The following is a 23,525-nucleotide window of genomic DNA, read 5'->3' as shown; positions in this document are numbered from 1 at the left end:
CGCGCATCGCTATGCGGCCTGCTGCGCCGCGTCGGCGGCGTCGTGGCGCGCAGGCGTGCGGGACGGCGGCGGCGGCGGCGCGTCCTGGCGGACGAAATTCTGCACGCGCAACAAGCGCCGCACATCATGGGCGCGCGAATGCGGATCGAAGTGCCGCGCGACGCCGGCAACCAGTGTCGACGCGTGCGCGGTGCGCCCGCGCTCGATCAGGTGGTCGGCGAGATCCAGCGCGCCGCGCAGCGCCCACATCGCGGCGCCCTGCCCGTTCGCGGTCTGGATCGCCATCTGCAGATGACGATGGCCGTCGGCCTCGTACGCGAGCGCGACATCGGGGGCGGCGATCCGTGCCTGTTCGAGCATTGCGACGCCCGTCACGCGCAGCAGTTCCGGTACGAACAGATGCTCGCCGTGCGCGCGGCAGCGCGCGAGCGTCGCCTCGAGCCGCGTGCGCGCCTCGCTTGCGCGGCCGACGCGCACGAGACCCTCCGCATACGCGACGTTCAACGGGGCGAGCAGCCGCCGGAACCCGGTCGCCTCGACACGCCGCAGTGCAGGTTCGAGCCGCGCGAGGCCCGCGCCGGGATGACCGGCCTGGATGTCGAACTGGCCGGTCAGGCATTCCGCGTGATTGCGCCAGATGTCGAAGCCGTGCGCGCTCGCGGTCGCGCGCAGCGTCGCGAGATAGTCGGACGCGATGTCGTGGTCGCCGTAGCGCAGGGCGATCGGCACGGCGGCCGCGCCCAGCACCACGCACAGCGCGAGCGCGGACGGGCCGCGGCGCGCGCACTCGACCGCTTGCGCGGCGATGCGCATCGCATGGTCGGGGTCGCCCTGCATCCACACGAGCCGCGTGAGCATCGTACGCGCGAGCGTCGTCATGTCGACGCCGAGCGCTGCCTGCGCGCACGGCGGCTCGCCCACCTCGCCGAGTTCGGCCGTCGCCGCTTCGAGCCGCTCGCGCGCCTGCGCGTGCTCGCCGAAGTAGTGCAGCGACGTTGCGACCATCGCGTTGGCCAGGAGCCGCTGCGAGCGGTCGCCGCGCCGCTCGGCCGCGCGCTCGAAGCGGGTCGCGTAACGCAGCGATTCGTGAATGTCCGACAGCGTCAGCATCGTATTCCACAGCCCGACCAGCGCGCGCGCATCGAACGTCGCGTCGCCGACATGGGCGGCAAGACCGAGCGTGCGGTCCCACATCGCGGCCGCGGCCATGGCGTCGCCGTCCGTATGCAGCAGCGCCGACGCGCAGGCCGCGCGCAACCGCATCTCACGCGCGGCATCGACCGGGTCGGCCGCGGCCGTGTCGAATGCGTCGAGCACCTGGCGCGCCCGCGCCGCGCATTCGTGCATCCGCGCCGGCTCCAGCAGCGCGCGCGCCAGGCGGTCCGCTTCGGCCTCGGGCACGGCCACGACCGGCGCACGCGTTTCGTCGAAGGCCATGACGCGTGCGTCGGTCAGTGTGTCGGTCGGTGCGTCGGTCAACGCTTCAGTCAGCCCGCCGGCCGGCGCCTCGTCGGGTCGCGCGGCGTCCATGCTCACCGCCGCATGTTCGTGCTCGTGCTCGTGCCCGTGTTCATGCCCTTGCTCGCGCGCGTACCGTGCGTGACGCGCCGCGATGCGCTCGAACTCGCCCTCGTTGTGCAGTTTTTCCAGCGCATACGCGCGCGTCGATTCGGTCAGCCGGTACCGCGCCGATGCGCCGTGGAATTCGACGGTCACCAGCGACTTCGCGACCAGTTCGCCGAGCACCGCGATCATGTCCGCGGCCGATGTGCCAGGCTCGGCGGCGACCGCGTGGGCGGCATCGAACGAAAACGGCCCGATGAAGCATCCCATCCGGCGGAACAGCGCACGCGCGGCCGGGTCGAGCAGCACGTAGCTCCAGTCGAACGTCGCCCGCAGTGTCTGATGACGCGGCAGCGCCGAGCGCAACCCGCCGGTCAGCAGGTTCAGCCGGTCGTCCAGCCGCGACGCGACCACCGCGAGCCCGAGCGTCGCGACGCGCGCCGCGGCCAGCTCGATCGCGAGCGGCAGCCCGTCGAGCCGCCGGCAGATATCGGCGATCAGCCGCATGCCGGCTTCGTCGACCGGACAATCCGGCGCGGCGGTGCGAACCCGTTCCAGGAACAGCTCGACGGCGGAACAACGAATGATCTCGTCGGGGCGCGCGTCGTCGCCGGGCACCGCGAGCGGGCTCATGCGCAGCACCGCTTCGGCCGAGATATGCAGCGGCTCGCGGCTCGTCACGAGTACGCGCAGCGAGCCGGCGCACGACGTCAGCGTTTCGACGAGGCTCGCGACGAGATCGACGATGTGCTCGGCATTGTCGAACACGAGCAGGTAGCGCGACGCAGCGAATGCGGCGCCGATGTCCTCGATGGCGGGCACGCGCTGCGTGTCCAGGCCGAGCTCGGCCGCGACGGCGAGCAGCATGTCGGCGCGCGTCCCCGCGCGCGCCAGCTCCACGAACAGCACGCGCTCGCGCGAGCGGCTGCGCACCGCGTGGGCCACGCGTACGGCGAGGCTCGTCTTGCCGATCCCGCCCGCGCCGACGAGCGTGACGACCGGCGTGCGTTCGAGCATCTCGACGATCTGCGCGATTTCGGCGTCACGTCCGACGAGCGGCGCGGGCAGCGACGCCGCGTGGGCATCGGTCGGTGCGGCGGCCGGGATAGCGGCCGGCGTGTCTGCCGCGGGCACGCGTTCCGGGCCGGGCGACGCGCACGCGACCAGCAGGTAGCCGCGCCCGGGCACCGTCTTGATCAGATCGCGGCTCGTGCCGAGCGCCTTGCGCAGCGTCGCCACATGCACCTGAAGGCGGTTTTCCTCGACGATCAGCCCGGGCCAGACCGCGTCCATGATGTCGTCTTTCGACACGACCGCCCCGCTCGCGCGGTGCAGCACTTCGAGAATGTCGAGCGCGCGTGCACCGATGCGCAACGACGCGCCCTGACGGCGAATGTCGCGCTGCTCGAAATCCACCGACAACGTTCCGATCTGGATCATGGCCGCCTCCGGGTCCCTCAGGATGACCGCCCGGCGAACGCGGCAGTCCACCCGGCAGGATGTCCGGCCCCGGCGCACCGTGGCGCCGGCCGGACACTGTTGAATTCCGGGCTGAGTGTAGACGGGCGCGCGACGAAAATCTTGAAGGAAAATGCGCTGTGGGCGGCGGCCGGATCACGCGACCGGCGCATTCGCTTGCATGTAAAAGTAGGGCGCGATACTCTGCCGGGCCGCTCGCACGCCTGTCGTGACGGGCGATGCGGCGGCTGCGCGCCACCATTGAAAGCAATTCGTCAGATTCACGAGCGGACGTTTGTGCAAATTCATTTTGAATGTTCACATGCGTCGCTAAACTGGACTCGCCATTTCGCGCGCCGAGTCACTTGCCCGGGAATTCCATGTCAGACTCCGTTACCGCAGCGCCGGCGGTATCCCCGCCACCACCGCCGAAGGACACGCTCGGCTGCGTGGCCAGCTTGCTGGCGAAGGATGTCGAGACCGCCACCGGCGGCCTGCGGCTTCACCGCAAATGCATGCGCGAAGCGCACGTGGAACACATCGACATGCCTGCGTGCGACCGCGGCTTCCTGGTCGGCGTGTCGCTGGCCGGCGGCCATCGCCGCACGCTCTACGGGCGCGCCGGCGCAAGCGAGCGCCGGTTTCAGCATCACTCGATCTACATTCGCGATTTCTCGCGCCACTTCCATGCGGACCTGTACGGCAACTTCGACTTCGTGCTGGTCGAGCTGCCGCATGCGTATCTCGAGCGCGTCGGCCCGGAGCACGGCGGGCAGGCAATCGGCGGCCTCACGTGTCGCCCCGACGTGCGCGATCCGGTGCTCGGCCATCTCGCGCACGCGGTGGCCGACAGCCTCGACGCGCCCGGCCCGCTGAACGCGCTGTTCATCGAGCAGGTGGGGCTCGCGATCGGCACGCACCTCGTGCGCCGTTACGGCAACGCGAGCACGCGCGAACTCGACCACAAGGGCAGCCTGTCGCCGGCGAAACTGGCGCGCGCACAGGAACTGTTGCTGGAAAAGGCGGATCTCGGCGTATCGATCGAGGAAGTGGCGAACGAATGCGACCTGTCGCGCGGTTACTTCATTCGCGCGTTCTCGCGCACCACCGGCCGCACGCCGCACCAGTGGCTGCTCGAACAGCGCGTGACGCGTGCGCGCGAACTGATCGAGACGTCCGACATGACGCTCGCCGACATCGCGATCGCGTGCGGCTTCGCGGACCAGAGCCATCTGAACCGCGTATTCGCGCGGATCGTCGGCCATCCGCCCGGCGCGTGGCGGCGCGCACGCTCGCGCTGAAGCGTCTGCGTGGTCGCGGTCGCGCGCCGACCGCCCGGCCGATTGTTCAATCGAGGTTCATGCCGCCATCCGTCTGATCCGACAGATTGCGGCGTCAGCCCGCTCCCTCCACCTTTTCTGTGGAGGGAGCGGGCTCATCGCTTTATCCCGGTCGTCGTACCGTCACCGAACGGCGGGACGACTGCCAGCCGGGTCTCGTCCATGGTTGAGCACAAGTGACGAGGACGAGGCCGCCGCCCCGCCCCCAGGCGCTCGGAAAAAGCGTCAAGGGCGATGAAGCGCGCGGGCCCACGTCGGGGAGTCGCAATGGGTCCGCGTCGCGATGTCAGACCGCCCAGCAGGAGCACCCGAACGCGCCCCAGAAGCCCTTTGCGTCGGACGTCGGTAGCGCACTCGCCCATGCACTCGCGTGCGCGTGCTGGTGAACGTTGCACGCGTTCGCGCAACCGCACATCGCAGCGGCGGCCGCCCGTTGCAGCGGCGCGCCGGCGCGCTGCGTCGCGCCCCAGCCGCCATAGCCGCCGAACTCGCGCACGGGCGACCAGTCGGGCATCGCGGGCGGGATCGGTGCGTCGTGCGACGCGAACGGCCCCGCGCCCCACACGATCTTTCCGTCCACGACCGTCAGCAACGCCGTCGTGCCTGCGATGTCGTCCTCGGCACACCCGAAGAAATCGCGATCCGGGACCACCAGGTCGGCCAGCTGCCCCACCGCGATGCGCCCTTTCTTGCCTTCTTCGTTCGAGAACCACGTCACGTACTCGGTCCACATGCGCAGTGCCGTTTCCCGATCGAGCAGGTTGCGCTGCGGGTACATCCGCAGGCCGCCGACCGTCTTGCCGGTGACGAGCCACGCGAGCGACACCCACGGGTTGTACGACGCGACGCGGGTCGCGTCGGTGCCGGCCGAGACCTTGAGCCCCTTGCCGAGCATCTTCGCCACAGGCGGCGTGGCCTCCGCGGCTTGCGCGCCGTAGCGCTCGACGAAGTATTCGCCCTGGTACGCCATCCGGTGCTGCACCGCGATGCCGCCGCCGAGCGCGGCGATCCGGTCCATCGATTTCTCGGTGATGGTTTCCGCATGATCGAAGAACCAGTTCAGCCCGTCGAGCGGGATGTCCTGGTTCACCTTTTCGAACACGTCGAGCGCGCGGCTGATGGTCTCGTCATAGGTCGCGTGCATGCGCCACGGCCAACGGTTTTCCGCGAGCACGCGCACGACGCCTTCGAGATCGTCCTCCATCTGGTCGGGCAGGTCCGGGCGCGCTACCCGGAAGTCCTCGAAGTCGGCCGCGGAAAACGCCAGCATCTCGCCGGCGCCGTTGTTGCGGAAATAGTCGGTGCCGTCGTGGTACTTGACGCTCTTCGTCCAGTTCACGAAGTCTTCCTTCTCCGCGTTCGGCTTCTGCGTGAACAGGTTGTAGGCGATCCGGATCGTCATCTCGCCCGAATCGTGCAGCTTGCGGATCACCTCGTAGTCGTCGGGATAATTCTGCGAGCCGCCGCCCGCGTCGATCACGCCCGTCACACCGAGCCGGTTCAGCTCGCGCATGAAATGGCGCGTCGAATTGTACTGATACTCGAACGGCAGCTTCGGGCCCCTCGCGAGCGTCGCGTAGAGGATCGTCGCGTTCGGGTTCGCAAGCAGCAGGCCGGTCGGGTTGCCGGCGGCATCGCGAACGATGGTCCCGCCCGGCGGCTCCGGCGTGTCCTTCGTGTAGCCGACCACCCGCAGCGCGGCCGCGTTCAGCAGCGCGCGATCGTACAGGTGCAGGATGAAAACCGGGGTGTCCGGCGCGGCGGCATTGAGTTCGTCGATCGTCGGCAGCCGTTTCTCCACGAACTGATGCTCGGTGAAGCCACCCACCACGCGGACCCACTGCGGCGCGGGCGTCACGGCCACCTGGCGCTTGAGCATGTCCATCGCGACCGCGAGCGACGGCACGCCGTCCCAACGCAGTTCCATGTTGTAGTTCAGCCCGCCGCGAATCACGTGGCAGTGGTTGTCGATCAGACCCGGCAGTACGCCACGGCCGCCGAGATCGACCACCTTCGTCGCGCGGCCCGCGAGCGGCATCACGTCCGCGTCGCTGCCGACGGCGACGAAGCGACCGGCGGCAATCGCGACCGCCGTCGCGACGGGGTTCGCGCGATCGAGCGTCGTGAATCTGCCGTTGTGCAGGATCAGATCCGGCTGGGTCACGGTTGCGGTCATATGCATCACCTCTTGTTGATCAGAAGCCAAGCAGCTGTTTCACGGTGGGCAACGCTTGCACGCCAATCAGCATGCCGAGCAACCCGACCAGCGCAATCAGCGGCGGTGCGGGAGAGCGAACCTTGATGGCGCTGTAAATCACGCCGATCAGCAGGCCCGCACCAAGGGAAACCAGATAAGGTTCCATGCGATCAATCTCCCGGAAAATTCGAATGCGGCGGCCGTGTTCCGATCAGCCTGCTGCGGGCGGCATGCGTGTTTCGGTCACGTCCGCCGCCCGCGCAAGGGCGCCGATGCGGCGCGTTCGCGTCGAACCCGCCGCACCGGCATCAGCGATCGCAGGCCATCCGCGCTTACTTCGCCGGAACGGGCGCGATCGACTCGTGCGGCGTCGCGGTACGCGGCGCGGCCTTGTGGACCATCGTGTACGCGTAGTCGACGCCCATCCCGTACGCGCCCGAATGCTCCTTCGCGATCGCCATCACGGCGTCGTACGTCTCGCGGTGCGCCCAGTCGCGCTGCCACTCGAGCAGCACCTGCTGCCACGTGACGGGCACGACGCCCGCCTGCACCATGCGCTGCATCGCGAAGTCGTGCGCGGCCTGCGTGGTGCCGCCCGACGCGTCGGCGACCATGTAGATTTCGTAGTCGCCTTCGAGCATCGCGCACAGCGCGAAGGTCGTGTTGCAGACTTCGGTCCACAGACCGGACACGATCACCTTCTTGCGGCCGTTCGCGGCCAGCGCGTCGCGCACTTTCTGGTCGTCCCACGAATTCATCGACGTGCGTTCCAGCGTCTTCTGGTTCGGGAACACGTCGAGCAGCTCCGGATACGTGTGACCGGAGAAGCTCTCGCTTTCGACCGTCGTGATCGTGGTCGGGATGTTGAAGACCTTCGCAGCCTTCGCGAGCCCGACGACGTTGTTCTTCAGCGTCTGGCGATCGATCGACTGCACGCCGAATGCCATCTGCGGCTGCTGGTCGATGAAGATCAGCTGGCTGTTGTGCGGGGTAAGTACTTCAAGCTTCGGGTTGCTCATGGCGGTGATGTCCTTTGACGCAGGGAGAAATAAGGCTCGCCGGGCCGACGAATCCGCGACGCGTCGAATACGCTGGAGCGGAAAACTCGGCAGCCGGCCTGCGTCATTCAATAGGCTAATGAGCGACCACACCAGTTAATTGTTCTGATGCTCGCGGCCTTCATGAATCCAGGCTGAAAAGATCTGAATTTCATTGAATGGACCCACAACGAACAGGCAGAACTGATAGGCTGACCCAAGGACTGTCGGATCGATTCCAGATCGGTAGTTGTCCATATTTCCAACTGCCGTCACACCATTCCATGCTTATGAAACCGTACACTGCTTCGCTGTTCGCCGGCCTCCTCGCCGGCATCGTTTACGCGCTGATCGGCGTGCAATCGCCGGCGCCGCCTGCCGTCGCCCTGGTGGGCCTGCTTGGCATTCTGGCCGGCGAACAGATTCTTCCGCTGGCGCGACGCGTGTTCAGCGGAATCCGGCTGGGAACCGCATGGCGCGACGCGAAGTGCAGCCAGCACATGTTCGGTGCGCTGCCAGGCGCCCAAGCAACCGACGCGGCCGCGAAGCGTCGCGAATCGACACCGCTGTGATCGGAAAACTCGAGCGCATGCGACCAGGACGGTCGAGGCGCTCGCGTGTGTTTCGAGATGTTCGTCAATGGCCTGCGTGAACGGCGTGTGCGCGCAGGCCGTTGCCGACCTGCCCGTGCGTGGCGTCGTTCGGTCATGCGCGCGCTGCCCTGACAGAAGCGGCGGCGCGCGCCGCGTCACCAACCGAACTTCGCTTCCACGCCGACATAGTCGGCATTACGCGCGCCCAGCGCGCGAATCGAATCGGCGAGCTGGAAGTGCACCGCCTCGACGGCCAGGGCCGTGTTCGCATTAACGAGCCAGTCCACGCGAGCCTGCGCGTACATCCCCGTCCACGCACCGCCCTTGCCTGCCGTCCCCGGCACCGCCGACATGCCCTGCCCGTAGATCGCATCGGCCGTCGTCTGCCGCCACTGGAAGCCGACGGCGGTGAGCACCGTGACCGAGCTGGCGGGCTTGAAGGTCAGCGATGGCTTCACGTGGATCAGGTTGCTGTATCCGGTGTAACCGGCGAGCGTGAAGTAATAGCCGTTCGGAAACATCGGGTTGAACGTGCCCACGCGCCGGTCGCCCGGGTGAGCGTCGCCCGACGCGCCGTCGACCTGGATCCCGATGCGCGGCGTGCCGGCCGTCTTCGCGAACGTATAGCCGCCCAGCGCGCCGAACGCCCACGCGCCCACCGTGTCCTGCCCGACGTGGCCCGTCTGCAGCATCGCCTCGACGTCCCAGTCGAGCCCGTCGGCCTTGCCCGCATAGCGCATGTCGAATACGTCGCGCCGCTCGGTGCCCGACGCATCCGGAAAGCGCGCGTTGTCGCGCGTGTAGCGCGACCAGTACGCAGACAGGTCGCCGGGCCCCGTGCCGTTGCGCTCGACGCGCACGCCGTCGAATCGCAGGTGCCGGTTCGACACGTCGTCGAACGCGGCGGCGTCGCGATACTGCACCGGGCGCGTCACGTAACCGATCAGCCGCCACTTGCCGATTTCGTAATCGGCCCACAGTGCGTCGAACGCCTGCCGCACGTTCGGGCCGTCACGCACCGACACGAAGCGCTGCAAGTCGAACGCCATCTCCTGCCGGCCGACCCGCGTCTTCAACGTGCCGGGGCCGATCTGGTCGACATACGCGACGAACGCCTGCTCGATGTCGAGCTGGTCCTTGTCGACCGGCCCGACCGTATTCTTGCCGAACGGCCGCGCATCGACGAACTGCACGAACGCCTGCAGATGGCCGCGATAGCGCAGGTCCGCGTGCACGTTCGTGCGCTGGATCACGTAGTTGTCGTCGTGCGCGGAGCCGAGGCCGAACAGCGGCGCGTTGTTCAGCTCGAAACGCTCGCGCAGGTTCGCGCCGAGCGACAGGTAGGTCGACGGGTCGTCGCCGAGCGGCACGTATTTCAGTGCGTCGAACGGCTTGCGCGGCACGCACGGGTTCGCGAGTACCGACCAGTCCTCCTGCCAGCGGTTGAACAGCACGGTCGGACGCTTCGCGGTGCACGACCCGGCGGCGCTCGCGGCCGCCGGCGGCTGAGCGGCGGCGGCCGCTGCGGCTGCGACGGCCGGCGCATCGGCACCGGCCGCCGTCCCGGCATGCAGCGCGACGCCGCCGGCCAGCACGACGCCCGGCAGCGCGCCGCGCCACGATGGTTTGATCGGCCGGCGCACCGTTATTTCGACCGTGCGTGGATTTCGGCGACGTAGCCGCCCGGGAACTGCACGAGCGCCGCGTCGCGGCCGTCCGACGTGAACGGCGGCACGAGCACGGTCACGCCCGCGGCTTCGGCCTGCTTCAGCGTCGCGGCCAGATCGGCGACTTCATAGCCGGTCATCTCGCGCCCGAACGGGTAAGGCAGATGGCCGTCCGTCGCGAGCACCGTCATCTTGCCGAAGCCCGATTCGATACGAATGCGGCGGTACGTGTCGTTCGGCCGGCCGATCTCGATGCCCGGCGCCTTGCGCACGTCCGACACGATCTTGCCGTGCGAGAACGCGGCGAAGTCGTGCGCGAGCTTGCCCGCGCGTTCCGGCGACACGTACACGCGGTTTTCCGGCACCGTCTGCAACGGGTCGTAATTCGGCGCCTGCGTGTGCCAGTACAGCTGCATGTTCACGCCGCCCGGCCAGCGGATGATCGCGTCGCGCCCGATCGGATCGGGGAACGTCGCGACGACCACGTCCGCGCCATGCGCACGCGCCGATTTCACGGCCACGTCCATGTCGGTCACCAGATAGCCGGTACGCTCCTCGCAGAACGGATACGGGATCGGCGTCTTGAAGCCGAACACCGAGATCGTGCCGACCGGCGTGAGCACCAGTTGCGACATCGTCTGGCTAGGCGTCGGCGTGACCTGGAACACGCCCTGCTTCGACTTCTTGCCGCCGAACGTCGCGACGAAGCTGTCGGTGAAGCGGTCGAAGTCCTCCGGCGCGACGCACACGTGCGTCGTGTCGTACTGCGGGCCGACCGCGACCGCCGGGAAGCGCGCGGTGGCCGGCTGGCGCGCCGTGTCGTCCAGATGCGTTTCGTCGGCATGCGACGGGACGGCGGCCAGCAACGCGGCGAGCATCGCCGCAGACGCAGTCGTCATGCGCAGCACGTGGCGCAGGTTCGGTGAAATCATCGGGTTCTCCTTGAAGGTGGCGCACGGCGGCACGCCGCGCGCGAAAACGGGTTCAGCGCGCGGCCGGCAGCTCGGCCGCGCGTGCGGATCGATACGTGAGAAAGCCCAGCACCGCGAGCGGCAGCGCGAGCGCCCAGAACGCGGCATACAGGTACGCCGTCGCGCCGGCGCCCGCGCCGAGCGCGAAACCGGCCACCGGCGGCAGCGTGCGTTGCAGCCGCGCGCGGGCGGCGTCCCGTTCGGCCGGCGCGGCGATCGGCACGAGCCAGTCGAACGCATCGATGACGGCCTGCGTGACGTTGCCGGTCATCACCGTGTTGGCGACCACCGAGCGCGCAGTCAGCCGGCCATGCGCGTTCTGCACGCCCATCGCCGCCGCGCCGAGCAGCCCGCAGACGATCGTCGCGGGCGCGTCGGCGCTGCCGATCGGCGACGCCGCGATCCCCGCGAACATGAAGCCGGCAAGCAGGATCGCCTGCAACGCGTACAGCGAACCGGCCCGCGCGCCGTGACCGCGCACGCGCATCCGGTGGTCGAGCAGGCGGGCGGCCACGATCCCGGCGATGAAGGCCGGAAACGCGAGCCATTTGATCAGCAGCCCCTGCCCGACCCCGGCCAGGCCCGAGCCGATCAGGATGAAGTTGCCGGTCACATGGGCGGTAAAGAGGCCGAACAGCGCGACGAAGCCGAGCGTGTCGACATAGCCTGCGATCGATGCGAGAAAGACGTCCTCGCCGGGCAGGCGATCGGGCGCGGCCGCACCGGCGGCCGTTACTTGTCCAGGTTGCATGTCGTGGTTTCCGTGGGTTTGCCGGTGGAGTCCGCTTTCTGGACCTGCGGGGCCGGCGGCCACAACCGCGCCTGCGCGAACGGAATTGCACGCTCGCCGAGCACGATGCCGGGCAACCCGGCCAGCGCGATCAGCAGCGACGCGGGAGATTGCACGCGCACGCGGTAGTCCGGCAGGCCGACTGCGATGCCAGCTCCCAGCGGGTTCAGATAGGGCATGGTCCGTTCCGGTTGCGCCGCCGCGCCGGGCCGGCCGGACGGCGCCCGGCCCTTGCGGCGGTTCGGTAGCAAGACTAGGGGGCGCGAACCTGAAAGTCATGGCGGCGAACTGAATTCTTCTGAAGCAGCGGTGGCGTCGGAAGCGCAACGCATCGCGGAAATCGAACCGGACTTGAGCCTGCACGCGAGCCTCTTCCATCCCGGCGTGCGCAAGCGGGTATGCGGATTGCCGGTGCCCGAAGATCTCGACACCGAAATCGAACGGCAAGTCGACGCGTTCCCGAACGGCACGCCGGCCGCACCGCACCGCGTGGCATCCGGCGCCTCCGCCGCGCCGCCAAACGGCGCCGAGGTTGAGCGGCGGCGCACGCGTCACGCTGTCAATCAGGAATCAGGCCGCTTCAGAACGATTCAACCGTTGCGTCCGTGGCTTGCCCTATGCTCGGCCATCATCGGGAGACATCGGATGGAACACGGATCGGGCCGCAAGGCCGTCATCGTCGGCGGGTCGGTCGGCGGGCTGTTCACCGCGACCGCCCTGCGCGCCACCGGCTGGGACGTCGGCGTATTCGAGCAATCACCGCATGACCTGGACAGCCGCGGCGGCGGCATCGTGCTGCAGCCGCCGATCGAGCGGGCGTTCGCATTCGGCAACGTACCGCTGCCGCGCGAGGCCGCCGTCGATTCGATCGACCGGATCTACGTCGATGCGCACGACCGCATCGTGCAACGCTTCGCGATGCCGCAAACGCAGACCGCGTGGAACGTGATCTACACGGCGTTGAAGCGCGCGCTGCCGGCCGGCGTCGTCCGTGCGGGCGACGCGTTCGAGCGATTCGAGCAGGACGGCGAGCGGATCGTCGCGCATTTCGCGAGCGGCCACGCCGAGGCGGCCGACCTGCTGATCGGTGCCGACGGCGGCCGCTCGGCGGTGCGTGCCCAGTTGATGCCGGACGTGCGGCCGACGTATGCAGGCTATGTCGCCTGGCGCGGGCTCGTCGACGAGCGGGTGCTGCCCGAGCAGGTGCTGTATCTGCTGCGCGAGCGCTTCACGTTCCAGCAAGGCGACGCACACCTGTTCCTCGCCTATCTGGTGCCCGGTGCGGACGGCGCGATCGAGGCGGGCAAGCGGCGCGTGAACTGGGTCTGGTACCGGCGTCTCGCGCCCGACCGGCTGCGGTCGCTGTTCGTCGCGCGCGACGGCACGCAGCGCGACGGGTCGCTGCCGCCCGGCGCGATGCGCGACGACAGCCGCGCGGAGCTCGTCGACGCCGGTGGCCGGATGCTCGCGCCGACGCTCGCCGCGCTCGTCGACGCGACACCCGCGCCGTTCGCGCAGGCGATCCAGGATCTCGCGGTCGAACGGATGGCGGTGGGGCGTGCGGTGCTGCTGGGCGACGCCGCATGCCTCGTTCGCCCGCACACGGCAGCCGGTGTCGCGAAAGCGGCCGACGATGCGGTCGGCCTCGCGCAATCGCTGCGTGAAGTCGGCCACGGCCGCGGGTTCGACGCCGCGCTGGCGGGCTGGGACGCCCGTCAGCGCGCCGCGAGCGCGGTGATCGCCGTGCGCGGCATCGCGCTGGGCGCCCGTTTGATGGGCGCGGCCTGAACGCGGGCCGGCCGCGTGCCGGCGGGCCGGCGCAGCGCCTCGCTCGACGGGTTGAGCGCGCGCAGCACGCTGGCGCGGCCGCCATCGTCGTCGGGCAGTTGCGGCTGGCCGCGCGCGGCGGCCGGCGCGCCCTGCGCCGCGAGCCACGCGGCGAGCGCCAGGCCCGCCACGCGTGCCGTTACCGTGGCCCGCTTCATTGCGCGCTCGCCGTCGAGACGGGCGCCGCCGCGGGCGTTCCCACGCTCGCCGTCGCGGTGTGCGGCTCGCCGTGCGCGATCGCATACAGTTCGCGATTGCGCGCGATCGTCTGCGCGCTCGGCGGATAGTCCCAGTTCGGTGTGGGCAGCGTGCCGTCGCGCTCCGCTCGGATCAGGTCGGCGACCACGTCGGCGCGGGTGAGCGCATGGTCGGCGGTTTGCGCCAATGCGGCGATGGGCGCGCTCAGTGCGCAGGAAAGCAGGACTGCACGAATCAGGTTGTTCATGACATTCACCTCTCGAGATGGCGTGTTCGCGTCCGCAGATCAGGCCGGACCTCCGCTCCGCATCGATGCGATGAGGAGTGGTCTCCATTCTGCGATTCGCGCGCTTTCCTGAAGGTGAGGCTTCGATTACGGTCTTGTCATCGAGTCGCGGCCCAGCCGTAGGGCCGTGTCGGTCAGCGCGCAACCGTTTCCGGGTTCCGCACGCTGCCCAGAAACCGCGTCAACTCCACCGTCTGCGGACGCTCGAAGATCTCGTCGGCCGTCCCGGTCTCCCACACGCGCCCCTGGTGCATGAACACGATCCTGTCGCTCACCGCACGCGCGAAGTTCATCTCGTGGGTGACCATGATCAGCGTCATGTCCTCGCGCGCGAGCTGCTCGATCACGCCCAGCACCTCGCCGACGAGCTCGGGATCGAGCGCCGACGTGATTTCGTCGCACAGCAGCACGCTCGGCTTCATCGCGAGCGCACGCGCGATCGCGACGCGCTGCTGCTGGCCGCCCGACAGGTGTTCCGGAAACGCGTCGAACTTGTCGCCGAGGCCGACGCGCTCGAGCATCAGCTCCGCGATCGCGCGCGCCTGCTGGGGGTGCGACTTCTTCACCACCGACTGCGCGAGCATCACGTTCTGTCCGGCGCTCAGATGCGGAAACAGGTTGTATTGCTGGAACACCATGCCGACCTTCAGCCGCAGCGCACGCAAGTCCGCATGTCGTGCATCGACGCGTTCGCCGTCGACCGAGATCGTGCCCGCGTCGATGCTCTCGAGCCCGTTGAGCGTGCGCAGCAGCGTGCTCTTGCCCGAGCCGCTGCGGCCGATGATCGACACCACCTGCCCGCGCTCGACGGACAGATCGATACCCTTGAGCACATGATGGGTGCCGAAGTTCTTTTCGAGACCCCGGGTTTCAACGAGCGGCATGCCATCTCCTTTGCAACGTGCGCGCATAACGGGTAAGCGGATAGCAGAGCGCGAAATAGATCAGCGCGACGAGGCCATACACGACGAACGGCCGGAACGTCGCGTTCGAGATCGCGATACCGGCCTTCGTCAGCTCGGTGAAGCCGATGATCGACACGAGCGCCGTATCCTTCACCGCCTGCACGCCGAAGCCGACAGTCGGCGCGATCGCGATGCGCGCGGCCTGCGGCAGGATCACGTGACGCAACTGCTCGACATAGCTCATCGCAAGGCTGGCCGACGCCTCCCACTGCCCTTTCGGCACCGCCTCGACACAGCCGCGCCAGATCTCCGCCAGATAGGCGCTGGTGAAGAACGTGAGCCCCGCCGTGGCCGCGACCCACGGCGAAACGTCGAGCCCGACGAGCGGCAGGCCGAAGAACACGATGAACAGCTGCATCAGCAACGGCGTGCCCTGGAACACTTCGATATAGAGCTTGGCGACGCCGCGCAGCGCCGTCGAATTCGACACGCGCATCACGAGCAGCCCGAGGCCGACGAGGCCGCCGGAGACGAACGACACGATCGACAGCACGATCGTCCAGCGCGCGGCCAGCAGCAGGTTCGCGAGAATCTGCCCGAACGTGAAATCGGTCATCGCGCACCTCGCACGCGTCGGGAGAACAGGCGGCGGCCCATCGCGCCGAGCGTGGCGCGCATCAGCAGCGCCATCGCCAGATACGCGAGCGTGATCACGAAGTACGTCTCGAAGGCACGGAAGTTGCGCGACTGGATGTAGCCGGCCGCATAGGTCAGATCGGCCACCGAGATCTGCGACACGACCGCCGAACCGAGCATCGTGATCACGATCTGGCTCGACAGCGCGGGAAACACCTTGGCGAGCGCCTGCGGCAGCACGACGTGGCGCAGCATCTGCGCGCGCGACATCGCCAGCGCGGACGCCGCCTCCAGATGCCCTTTCGGCACGGCGGCCACGCCCGCACGCACGATCTCGACCGAGTACGCGCCGAGGTTGAGCGTCATCGCGAGGATCGCGGCCGTGTATTCGTCGATGTGCACGCCGAGCGTCGGCAAGCCGAAGAAGACGAAGAACAACTGGACGACGAACGGCGTATTGCGAATCGCCTCGACGTACGCGCCGATCAGCGGGCGCACGCGCACGGCCGCGCGCGCGTCGGCGCTGTACGCGGCCGCGCCGAGCACACCGACGGCCACGCCCAGCACGGTCGCGACCGCGGTCAGCGCGAGCGTGATCGCCGCGCCGCTCGCGAACACGCCGGCGTAGTCGGCGAGCTCGCCGAATTGAAGCTGGTAGCTCATGGGAAAGGGATCAATTCGGGTTCGGACAACGACACGCGCCGTGCCGGGCATGCGGGCCGCGGCGACGTGTCAGGCTGCACTGCGATACGTCACAGCCCGGCCGGCAGCGGCTGGCCGAGCCACTTGCGCGACAGCTCGCCCAGCGAGCCGTCCTGCTTCGCATGCGCGATCGCATCGTCGATCTTCGCGAGCAGACGCGGTTCGTTCTTGTTGACGCCGACGAAGCACGGCGAATTCTTGATCACGAACTTGACCTCGGGGCGGCGCGGCGGATTCTTCGCGAGAATCGCCGCCGCGACGATGTTGCCGGCCGCGATCAGTTGCACCTGCCCCGACAGGAACGCCTGGATCGTCGCGTTGTTGTCCTCGAAGCGCTTGATCGTCGCGTTCGGCGCGAGCTGCGACAGCGCGATCTCCTCGAGCGCGCCGCGCGTCGCGCCGACCGTCTTGCCGGTGAGGTCGGCTGGCGCACTCACCTTCACGTCGGACGGCCCGAACACGCCCTGGAAATACGGCGCGTACGCGCTCGAGAAATCGATGACCTTCTCGCGCTCCGGGGTCTTGCCGAGCGACGAAATCACCATGTCGACCTTGTTGGTCGTCAGGTACGGAATCCGGTTCGCGCTGTTCACCGGCACCAGCTTCAGCTTGACGCCGAGCGCCTTGGCAAGGAGTCCTGCCATGTCGATGTCGTAGCCCTGCGGCTGCATGTCCGTGCCGACCGAACCGAACGGCGGATAGTCCTCGGGCACCGCGACGCGCAGCGTACCGTTTTTCGCGATGGTGTCGAGCGCATCGGCGTGGGCCGGCGCGGCGGCGAACAGCGCGATCACGGGGGCGGCGAGCAGCGCAGCCAGCCAGGTGCGTCGGGGGAACGGTCGGGTCGTCGGGCTCACGGTGAATCTTCCTTGTCTGGTATGTCGTCGGGCAGCGCGCAACGATTGCGCGGCCGACACCATTCCAGCAAAAACCGGGCCATCGCCGTGAAACGCTTGCCGCATCGGCGCCAGACGGAAATTTCGATACGCCGGATTCCTCATTTCGGTGCATGAGCCGGCGCCGTCGGTAACGGTTGCCCCCGCAGCGCGCGCCGGCGCACCAAATTACCTATCCGGTTCACCCGGCGCCGACACCCTATGCATGGATTCGAACAGGCCCAGTCCAAATTTGCATTCCGTTTGTGACCGGAATTACGGCTGAATACGTTCGCGACGTACCGTGCCTTTCGTCACGTCCGACGAACCGCCATCAGGACGGGCGCGCTCGATTGCGCGCGCCGGCCCGCCGGTACCGGTGGTCCCGATCGTCCGCGATCGGGATGAATCCCATCCCCTCCCTGCGCGAGGAACCCGTCATGGCATCGATTCCCGACCCGTCGACAACCGGCGAAACCGACAAACGCAGCTGGCTCGAATCGCACGAAGCCGGCTATCACAAGACCCTCGGCAATCGACAGGTGCAGATGATCGCGATCGGCGGGGCGATCGGCACCGGGCTGTTTCTCGGCGCCGGCGCCCGGCTGCAGGCCGCCGGCCCGGCGCTCGCGATCGTCTATCTCGTCTGCGGCGCGTTTTCGTTCCTGATCCTGCGCGCGCTCGGCGAGCTCGTGATGCATCGCCCGAGCAGCGGCAGCTTCGTGTCGTACGCACGCGAATTCCTCGGCGAGAAGGCGTCGTTCGTCGCCGGCTGGATGTACTTCCTGAACTGGGCGATGACCGGCATCGTCGACATCACGGCCGTCGCGCTCTACATGCATTACTGGGCGCCGTTCGCGGCCGTGCCGCAGTGGATCTTCGCGCTCGTCGCGCTGTGCATCGTCGCGACGATGAACCTGATCGGCGTGAAATGGTTCGCGGAAATGGAGTTCTGGTTCGCGCTGATCAAGGTCGCCGCGATCGTGCTGTTTCTCGTGATCGGCGCGGCGATCCTCGGCACGGGCATGCCGGTGGCCGGCCATGGCACCGGCCTGCATCTGATCACCGACAACGGCGGGTTCTTTCCGCACGGACTGATGCCGGCGCTGGTGCTGGTGCAGGGCGTGGTGTTCGCGTTCGCGGGTGTCGAACTGGTCGGCACGGCCGCCGGCGAATGCAAGGATGCGCGCAAGGTGCTGCCGCGCGCGATCAACAACGTGATCTGGCGCATCGCGATTTTCTACGTCGCATCCGTCGTTCTGCTGGTCTGCCTGCTGCCGTGGAGTGCGTACAAGGCGGGCCAGAGCCCGTTCGTCACGTTCTTCGGCGCGCTCGGCGTGCCGGGCATCGGCTCGGTGATGAACCTGGTGGTGCTCACTGCCGCGCTGTCGAGCCTCAACTCCGGCCTGTATTCGACGGGGCGTGTTCTGCGTTCGCTGTCGATGGGCGGATCGGCCCCCGCGTTCCTCGCGCGGATGAGCGGGCAATCCGTCCCGTACGCGGGCATTCTGGTGACGGTCGCGATCTATGTGGTCGGCGTGCTGCTCAACTATCTGGTGCCGTCGAGCGTGTTCGAGATCGTGCTGAACATCGCGTCGCTCGGCATCATCAGCACATGGGGCTTCATCGTCGTGTGCCAGATGAAGTTCCGCGCCGCGGTCAGGCGCGGCGACGTGGAAGACGTATCGTTCAGGATGCCCGGCGCGCCCGTGACGTCGTGGCTCACGCTGCTGTTCCTGCTCGGCGTGCTGGTATTGATGGCATTCGACTACCCGAACGGGACCTGGACGATCGCGTCGATCCCGCTGGTCGCGCTGCTGCTCGTGGCCGGCTGGAAATGGCTGAGCCGTCGCGCGCGCCGCGCGTTGCTCAAGCCGACGATTCCGTCGATCGCGCTCACGCAGAACGTGCTCGAGAACGGCGACGACTGACTCGCTACGGCATGCGTGCCGTCCGTCGAAGGAACCGCCGTCGGGCCGCGGACGGCGGTCGCCAATCGCGCTCAGTGATGGTCGTACAACTGGTGCTCGTCGAGCGACGCGAGCGATTGCGCATCAGTGCGCTTTGCGGCGACGCTCGGTGCGGCGGCCGGTTGCGCTTGCTGCGCGGCGACCTTCGCCTCGGCGGCCTGGATGTCCTCGGGATAGTTCGGATCGTTACTGATCGGCCGATAACCGGCCTGTTCGACGCGGGCGAGATCGGCGCGCACGTCGGCCCGTGTGAGCGCATGGTCGGTGGTTTGCGCAAATGCGACGATCGGTGCGCTCAGTGCGCAGGAAAGCAGGACTGCACGAATCAGGTTGTTCATGATGTTCACCTCTCAATGATGGCGTGTTCGCGTCCGCGGATCAGGCCGGACATCCGCTCCCCATCGATGTGATGAAGAGTTGGATTCATTCTGCGATTCGCGCGCTTTCCTGAAGGTGAGGCTTCGATTACGGTTTCGTTATCCGACCGCCCGCGCCCGTCCTGGGCGGGCCGACCCGGTTCGCCGCACGCGGCGCGGGCCCGCAACGCGACGCGCGGGCCAGTCGAGCATCGCGTTCATGCGGGCACGTCGAGCGGCCGTATTTCCGGAATCATCGCGGCCTGGCCGCGCACGATGCCCTCCGCGTCGATCAGTTGCCACACGGTCGCGCGTTCGATCCAGAACCGCTTGCCGGACTTCGTCACGCGCACGCCGCGGTATTCGGACACGAAGCCGTCGCGCATCACCTTGTCGAGAAACACCTGGCGCTCGTGTCGCTCCATCGGCTCCGCCGACAGACGGGACGGCAACGCCGTCAGTTCATCCCAGTCGTATTCGAAAATCGCCTGCGCGCGCCGGTTGCCGTACACGAACACCGGATCGGCCGACGTGTCGTGCGCGAGGATGCCGAACGGCGCCGCCTCGTAAAGCCACGCGGCGCCGTCGGAGGCGCTCATGCCGTCGGGCACGAGCGGCCGGTTCACGAGCCGGCGATACGAGTCGGCAAGAAGGGAGAAGAAGTTTGCATCGGTGCGCAACGACATCGGTCTGGCTCCTGAAATCGGCGAGATACGCGAATGAGCGAAGGTTTGCCGCCGGACATTATGGATGAAGCAGCGCCCTGCCGCCGCGCCCGCGCAGATAACAGCGTCGTAATCTTCGAGTCAGGATCGGGTCAACGCCGCGCCGGCAGACTGCGTGCTCGTCGCATCGAATGCGCGTCCATTCCCCGCTTCGAGGAGCACCATCATGTGGATCGTCCGGCTGGCGTTACGCAGGCCCTACACGTTCGTCGTACTCGCGCTGCTGATCTTCATCGCGGGGCCGCTCGCGCTGCTGCGCACGCCCACCGACATCTTCCCGAACATCGACATTCCGGTCGTCAGCATCGTGTGGTCATACAACGGCTTCTCCGCCGAAGACATGGCCAAGCGCATCACGTCGAACTACGAACGCGCGCTCACGTCGGACGTCGACGACATCGAGCACATCGAATCGCAGTCGCTGAACGGCGTGTCGGTCGTGAAGATCTTCTTCCACCCCGGCGCGGACATCAATCGCGCGATCGCGGAAGCCTCGAGCAACGCCGCGTCGATCCTGCGCATCCTGCCGCCCGGCACACTGCCGCCGAACATCATCACGTACAACGCGTCGACGGTGCCGATCCTGCAGCTCGGGCTGTCGAGCAACACGCTCGCCGAGCAGCAGCTGTACGACCTCGGCAACAGCTTCATCCGCACGCAGCTCGCGACCGTCCAGGGCGCGGCCGTGCCGTTGCCGTTCGGCGGCAAGATCCGCCAGATCGTCGTCGATCTCGACACGCGTGCGCTGCAGGCGAAGGGCCTCGCGCCGATCGACGTGGTGAACGCGATCAACGCGCAGAACCTGATCTTGCCCGGCGGCACCGCGAAGATCGGCACGCACGAGTACGACGTGCAGATGAACGGCAGCACGCAGACGGTGGCCGCGCTGAACGACCTGCCGGTGAAGACGAGCGGCGGCAACGTCGTCTATGTGCGCGACGTCGCCCACGTGCGCGACGGCTACGCGCCGCAGACCAACATCGTGCGCGTGGACGGCAAGCGCGCGGCGCTGCTGACCGTCGAGAAAACGGGCAGCGCGTCGACGCTGACGATCATCGACCAGGTGAAGGCGATGCTGCCGAAGATCGCGGCCGGGCTGCCGAAGGCGCTGCACATTTCGCCGCTCGACGACCAGTCGGTGTTCGTGAAGGCGGCGGTCCAGGGTGTCGTGCGCGAAGCGCTGATCGCCGCCTGCCTGACCGCGCTGATGATCCTGTTGTTCCTCGGCAGCTGGCGCGCGACGCTGATCATCGCGATCACGATCCCGCTCGCGGTGCTCACGTCGCTGCTCGCACTCGCCGTGCTCGGCCAGACCATCAACATCATGACGCTCGGCGGGCTCGCGCTCGCGGTCGGGATCCTGGTGGACGACGCGACCGTCGCGATCGAGAACATCACGCATCATCTCGAAGGGGGCGCGCCGCTCGAGGAGGCCATTCTGACTGGCGCGGGCGAAATCGCGGTGCCGACCTTCGTGTCGACGCTGTCGATCTGCATCGTGTTCGTGCCGATGTTCCTGCTCACCGGCGTCGCACGCTACCTGTTCGTGCCGCTGGCTGAAGCGGTGATCTTCGCGATGATCGCGTCGTACTTCTTCTCGCGCACGCTGGTGCCGACGCTCGCGATGGCGCTGATGCGCGCAAAGGGCCACGGCCGGCCGCCGCGCGGCGTGTTCGCCCGCTTCGTGCGCTTCCAGGCCGCGTTCGAACATCGCTTCGAGGCCGTCCGGCTGCGCTATCGCGCGCTGCTCGTCGCGGCGATCGCCCGGCGCCGCCGCTTTGCGGCCGCGTTCCTGCTCGCCTGCGTCGCATCGACCGGCCTGTTCGCGTTCGCCGGCCAGGACTTCTTTCCGTCGGTCGATACCGGCGAGATCCGCCTGCACCTGCGCGCGCCGACCGGCACGCGGATCGAGGAAACCGCACGGCTGACCGACGAAGTCGAAGCAAAGATCCGCAACGTGATTCCGACGACCGAACTCGCAGGCGTGCTCGACAACATCGGCGTGCCGGTGAGCGGGATCAACCTCACGTACGACGCGTCCGACCCGATCGGCACCGGGGACGCCGACGTGCTGATCACGCTGAAGCCGAACCATGCGTCCACGGCCGCGTACGTCGCGAAGCTGCGCAACGTGCTCGCGCAGTCGTTCCCCGGCGTGACGTTCGCGTTCCTGCCGGCCGACATCGTCAGCCAGATCCTCAATTTCGGGCTGCCCGCGCCGATCGACATCCAGATCGTCGGCAACCAGCTCGACCAGAACCGCGCGGTCGCTAACGCGCTGCTCGCGAAGCTGCGCGGCGTGCGCGGGCTCGTCGACGCGCGCATCCAGCAACCCGGCGACGAACCGGCGATCGACGTGAACGTCGACCGTACCAAGGCGATCCTGGCCGGGCTGCAGCAGCGCGACGTCGCGCAGAACCTGTTGATCGCGCTGTCCGGCAGCTCGCAGACCACGCCGAACTTCTGGCTCGATCCGCGCAACGGCGTCAGCTATCCGGTGCTCGTGCAGACGCCGCAGTACACGGTGAATTCGCTGCAGGCGCTCGCGAACGTGCCGCTGCCCGCCGGCACCGCCCGCGCGCCGCAGACGCCGGCCGGCGGCCCGGCGGCCGGCGCACCCGCGCAGAACCTGCTCGGCACGCTCGGCAGCTTCTCGCGCACGACGCAGCAGGCGGTCGTGTCGCACTACAACGTGCAGCCGGTGCTCGACCTCTTCGCGTCGGTACAGGGGCGCGACCTCGGCGGCGTCACAGCCGACGTGACGACACTCGTCGACGACGCCCGCGCGCAGCTGCCGCCCGGCTCGTCGATCGTGCTGCGCGGCCAGGTGCAGGCGATGCACGAGTCGTTCGACGGACTGCTCGGCGGCCTCGTGCTCGCGATCGCGCTCGTCTACCTGCTGATGGTCGTCAATTTCCAGTCGTGGCTCGACCCGCTCGTGATCGTCGGCGGCCTGCCGGCTTCGCTCGCCGGCATCGCGTGGATGCTGTTCGTCACGCGCACGACGCTGTCCGTGCCGGCGCTGACGGGCACGATCCTGTGCATCGGCATCGCGACCGCGAACAGCATCCTCGTCGTGAACACGGCACGCGACCTGCTCGCCGGCGGCGCGCCGCCGTGGCAGGCCGCGCTGGACGCCGGGTTCAGCCGCTTCCGCCCGGTGCTGATGACCGCGCTCGCGATGCTGATCGGGATGCTGCCGATGGCGCTCGGCCTCGGCGACGGCGGCGAGCAGAACGCGCCGCTCGGCCGCGCGGTGATCGGCGGGCTCGCGTTCGGCACGGTGTCGACGCTGCTGTTCGTGCCGGTCGTGTTCGGCTTCGTCCACGCGTGGCTCGACCGGCGTCGCGAGGCCGCGGCCGCACGGCGCGCGCAGCCCACCCCCGATACGCCGGCGCTCGGCTGATCGCGCCGCCGCCCTTTCATCCG

At 68.2% G+C, this 23,525-nt stretch carries 21 protein-coding genes; 5 read left to right on the top strand and 16 right to left on the bottom strand.

The genetic code is table 11. The annotated features are described in order from the left end of the window. Positions 1-9 precede the first annotated feature (9 nt). A complete protein-coding gene (locus CFB47_RS34210) occupies positions 10-3,003 on the bottom strand; it encodes a winged helix-turn-helix domain-containing protein (RefSeq protein ID WP_089463869.1) in 2,994 nt (997 codons plus the stop codon). Between the two features lie 398 nt (positions 3,004-3,401). Between CFB47_RS34210 and CFB47_RS34205 the strand changes: the two genes are divergently transcribed. Then, positions 3,402-4,322, top strand: a complete 921-nt coding sequence (locus CFB47_RS34205; RefSeq protein ID WP_089463868.1) for a helix-turn-helix domain-containing protein — start codon at positions 3,402-3,404, stop codon at positions 4,320-4,322. Between the two features lie 325 nt (positions 4,323-4,647). Here the strand turns inward: CFB47_RS34205 and CFB47_RS34200 are convergent, their stop codons facing one another. The 3 genes from CFB47_RS34200 to CFB47_RS34190 form a co-directional block, all read right to left on the bottom strand. Continuing rightward, on the bottom strand, positions 4,648-6,537 hold the full coding sequence (locus CFB47_RS34200) for an amidohydrolase (RefSeq protein WP_089463867.1): 1,890 nt from the start codon (positions 6,535-6,537) through the stop codon (positions 4,648-4,650). A gap of 19 nt (positions 6,538-6,556) precedes the next feature. Beyond that, positions 6,557-6,724 carry a DUF1427 family protein gene (locus tag CFB47_RS34195; protein ID WP_039362659.1) on the bottom strand — a complete coding sequence of 56 codons (168 nt, stop codon included), beginning with the start codon at positions 6,722-6,724 and terminating at the stop codon, positions 6,557-6,559. 166 nt (positions 6,725-6,890) lie between these two features. Then, positions 6,891-7,577 carry a hydrolase gene (locus tag CFB47_RS34190; RefSeq protein ID WP_039362658.1) on the bottom strand — a complete coding sequence of 229 codons (687 nt, stop codon included), beginning with the start codon at positions 7,575-7,577 and terminating at the stop codon, positions 6,891-6,893. A gap of 308 nt (positions 7,578-7,885) precedes the next feature. Between CFB47_RS34190 and CFB47_RS34185 the strand changes: the two genes are divergently transcribed. Next, a complete protein-coding gene (locus CFB47_RS34185) occupies positions 7,886-8,167 on the top strand; it encodes a XapX domain-containing protein (RefSeq protein ID WP_089444073.1) in 282 nt (93 codons plus the stop codon). 176 nt (positions 8,168-8,343) lie between these two features. On the opposite strand, the gene CFB47_RS34180 is transcribed toward CFB47_RS34185, so the two are convergent. Genes CFB47_RS34180 through CFB47_RS34165 form a run of 4 tightly spaced genes read right to left on the bottom strand, consistent with a single transcriptional unit; the run spans position 8,344 to position 11,795 of the window. Continuing rightward, positions 8,344-9,819 (bottom strand): alginate export family protein, encoded by a 1,476-nt coding sequence (locus CFB47_RS34180; protein ID WP_089464293.1) that lies wholly within the window; start codon positions 9,817-9,819, stop codon positions 8,344-8,346. A gap of 14 nt (positions 9,820-9,833) precedes the next feature. Then, positions 9,834-10,787: a VOC family protein gene (locus tag CFB47_RS34175; RefSeq protein ID WP_089463866.1), complete on the bottom strand. Its 954-nt coding sequence runs from the start codon at positions 10,785-10,787 to the stop codon at positions 9,834-9,836. Positions 10,788-10,839: 52 nt separating this feature from the next. Continuing rightward, complete coding sequence (locus CFB47_RS34170; RefSeq protein WP_089444071.1) at positions 10,840-11,577, bottom strand: YoaK family protein; 738 nt, start codon at positions 11,575-11,577, stop codon at positions 10,840-10,842. Then, a complete protein-coding gene (locus CFB47_RS34165) occupies positions 11,559-11,795 on the bottom strand; it encodes a DUF1427 family protein (RefSeq protein WP_089464292.1) in 237 nt (78 codons plus the stop codon). Before CFB47_RS34165 ends, CFB47_RS34170 begins: the two co-directional genes overlap by 19 nt. A 466-nt stretch (positions 11,796-12,261) precedes the next feature. On the opposite strand from CFB47_RS34165, the gene CFB47_RS34160 reads away from it, so the two are divergent. Then, entirely contained in the window at positions 12,262-13,404 is a 1,143-nt protein-coding gene (locus tag CFB47_RS34160; RefSeq protein ID WP_089464291.1) for an FAD binding domain-containing protein, read from the top strand. On the opposite strand, the gene CFB47_RS34155 is transcribed toward CFB47_RS34160, so the two are convergent. From CFB47_RS34155 to CFB47_RS34130, 6 genes are all read right to left on the bottom strand, one after another. Continuing rightward, positions 13,332-13,601 carry a hypothetical protein gene (locus CFB47_RS34155; RefSeq protein WP_089463865.1) on the bottom strand — a complete coding sequence of 90 codons (270 nt, stop codon included), beginning with the start codon at positions 13,599-13,601 and terminating at the stop codon, positions 13,332-13,334. The two genes, CFB47_RS34160 and CFB47_RS34155, sit on opposite strands and share 73 nt — an antisense overlap. Then, entirely contained in the window at positions 13,598-13,888 is a 291-nt protein-coding gene (locus CFB47_RS34150; protein ID WP_089463864.1) for a DUF4148 domain-containing protein, read from the bottom strand. Before CFB47_RS34150 ends, CFB47_RS34155 begins: the two co-directional genes overlap by 4 nt. Before the next feature lie 173 nt (positions 13,889-14,061). Beyond that, entirely contained in the window at positions 14,062-14,811 is a 750-nt protein-coding gene (locus CFB47_RS34145; RefSeq protein WP_089460047.1) for an amino acid ABC transporter ATP-binding protein, read from the bottom strand. Then, positions 14,798-15,448, bottom strand: a complete 651-nt coding sequence (locus tag CFB47_RS34140) for an amino acid ABC transporter permease (RefSeq protein ID WP_046546697.1) — start codon at positions 15,446-15,448, stop codon at positions 14,798-14,800. The genes CFB47_RS34145 and CFB47_RS34140 overlap by 14 nt, the downstream gene beginning before the upstream one ends. Further along, positions 15,445-16,131 carry an amino acid ABC transporter permease gene (locus tag CFB47_RS34135; RefSeq protein WP_089463863.1) on the bottom strand — a complete coding sequence of 229 codons (687 nt, stop codon included), beginning with the start codon at positions 16,129-16,131 and terminating at the stop codon, positions 15,445-15,447. The genes CFB47_RS34140 and CFB47_RS34135 overlap by 4 nt, the downstream gene beginning before the upstream one ends. 89 nt (positions 16,132-16,220) lie before the next feature. Further along, a complete protein-coding gene (locus CFB47_RS34130) occupies positions 16,221-17,027 on the bottom strand; it encodes a transporter substrate-binding domain-containing protein (RefSeq protein WP_046546696.1) in 807 nt (268 codons plus the stop codon). Between the two features lie 458 nt (positions 17,028-17,485). Here CFB47_RS34130 and ansP point away from each other — a divergent pair, with 458 nt between their 5' ends. Beyond that, entirely contained in the window at positions 17,486-18,976 is a 1,491-nt protein-coding gene (gene ansP / locus CFB47_RS34125; protein WP_089444063.1) for an L-asparagine permease, read from the top strand. A gap of 71 nt (positions 18,977-19,047) precedes the next feature. Here the strand turns inward: ansP and CFB47_RS34120 are convergent, their stop codons facing one another. After that, entirely contained in the window at positions 19,048-19,353 is a 306-nt protein-coding gene (locus CFB47_RS34120) for a DUF4148 domain-containing protein (protein ID WP_089464290.1), read from the bottom strand. A gap of 236 nt (positions 19,354-19,589) precedes the next feature. Further along, a complete protein-coding gene (locus CFB47_RS34115) occupies positions 19,590-20,057 on the bottom strand; it encodes an MEKHLA domain-containing protein (RefSeq protein ID WP_089463862.1) in 468 nt (155 codons plus the stop codon). Positions 20,058-20,262: 205 nt separating this feature from the next. Between CFB47_RS34115 and CFB47_RS34110 the strand changes: the two genes are divergently transcribed. Further along, positions 20,263-23,502 carry an efflux RND transporter permease subunit gene (locus CFB47_RS34110; protein WP_089463861.1) on the top strand — a complete coding sequence of 1,080 codons (3,240 nt, stop codon included), beginning with the start codon at positions 20,263-20,265 and terminating at the stop codon, positions 23,500-23,502. Positions 23,503-23,525: the final 23 nt, after the last annotated feature.

The organism is Burkholderia sp. AU27893 (assembly GCF_002223205.1).
Lineage (GTDB): Bacteria > Pseudomonadota > Gammaproteobacteria > Burkholderiales > Burkholderiaceae > Burkholderia.
Note: the sequence above shows the minus strand (reverse complement) of the source record. Positions and strands in the feature narration are given on the sequence as shown.

Excerpts from the sequence above, each read along its gene's own strand:
- CFB47_RS34210 (WP_089463869.1), bottom strand. The coding sequence starts at position 3,003 with ATGATCCAGATCGGAACGTTGTCGGTGGATTTCGAGCAGCGCGACATT.
- CFB47_RS34205 (WP_089463868.1), top strand. The coding sequence starts at position 3,402 with ATGTCAGACTCCGTTACCGCAGCGCCGGCGGTATCCCCGCCACCACCG.
- CFB47_RS34200 (WP_089463867.1), bottom strand. The coding sequence starts at position 6,537 with ATGACCGCAACCGTGACCCAGCCGGATCTGATCCTGCACAACGGCAGA.
- CFB47_RS34195 (WP_039362659.1), bottom strand. The coding sequence starts at position 6,724 with ATGGAACCTTATCTGGTTTCCCTTGGTGCGGGCCTGCTGATCGGCGTG.
- CFB47_RS34190 (WP_039362658.1), bottom strand. The coding sequence starts at position 7,577 with ATGAGCAACCCGAAGCTTGAAGTACTTACCCCGCACAACAGCCAGCTG.
- CFB47_RS34185 (WP_089444073.1), top strand. The coding sequence starts at position 7,886 with ATGAAACCGTACACTGCTTCGCTGTTCGCCGGCCTCCTCGCCGGCATC.
- CFB47_RS34175 (WP_089463866.1), bottom strand. The coding sequence starts at position 10,787 with ATGATTTCACCGAACCTGCGCCACGTGCTGCGCATGACGACTGCGTCT.
- CFB47_RS34170 (WP_089444071.1), bottom strand. The coding sequence starts at position 11,577 with ATGCAACCTGGACAAGTAACGGCCGCCGGTGCGGCCGCGCCCGATCGC.
- CFB47_RS34165 (WP_089464292.1), bottom strand. The coding sequence starts at position 11,795 with ATGCCCTATCTGAACCCGCTGGGAGCTGGCATCGCAGTCGGCCTGCCG.
- CFB47_RS34160 (WP_089464291.1), top strand. The coding sequence starts at position 12,262 with ATGGAACACGGATCGGGCCGCAAGGCCGTCATCGTCGGCGGGTCGGTC.
- CFB47_RS34155 (WP_089463865.1), bottom strand. The coding sequence starts at position 13,601 with ATGAAGCGGGCCACGGTAACGGCACGCGTGGCGGGCCTGGCGCTCGCC.
- CFB47_RS34150 (WP_089463864.1), bottom strand. The coding sequence starts at position 13,888 with ATGAACAACCTGATTCGTGCAGTCCTGCTTTCCTGCGCACTGAGCGCG.
- CFB47_RS34145 (WP_089460047.1), bottom strand. The coding sequence starts at position 14,811 with ATGCCGCTCGTTGAAACCCGGGGTCTCGAAAAGAACTTCGGCACCCAT.
- CFB47_RS34140 (WP_046546697.1), bottom strand. The coding sequence starts at position 15,448 with ATGACCGATTTCACGTTCGGGCAGATTCTCGCGAACCTGCTGCTGGCC.
- CFB47_RS34135 (WP_089463863.1), bottom strand. The coding sequence starts at position 16,131 with ATGAGCTACCAGCTTCAATTCGGCGAGCTCGCCGACTACGCCGGCGTG.
- ansP (WP_089444063.1), top strand. The coding sequence starts at position 17,486 with ATGGCATCGATTCCCGACCCGTCGACAACCGGCGAAACCGACAAACGC.
- CFB47_RS34120 (WP_089464290.1), bottom strand. The coding sequence starts at position 19,353 with ATGAACAACCTGATTCGTGCAGTCCTGCTTTCCTGCGCACTGAGCGCA.
- CFB47_RS34115 (WP_089463862.1), bottom strand. The coding sequence starts at position 20,057 with ATGTCGTTGCGCACCGATGCAAACTTCTTCTCCCTTCTTGCCGACTCG.
- CFB47_RS34110 (WP_089463861.1), top strand. The coding sequence starts at position 20,263 with ATGTGGATCGTCCGGCTGGCGTTACGCAGGCCCTACACGTTCGTCGTA.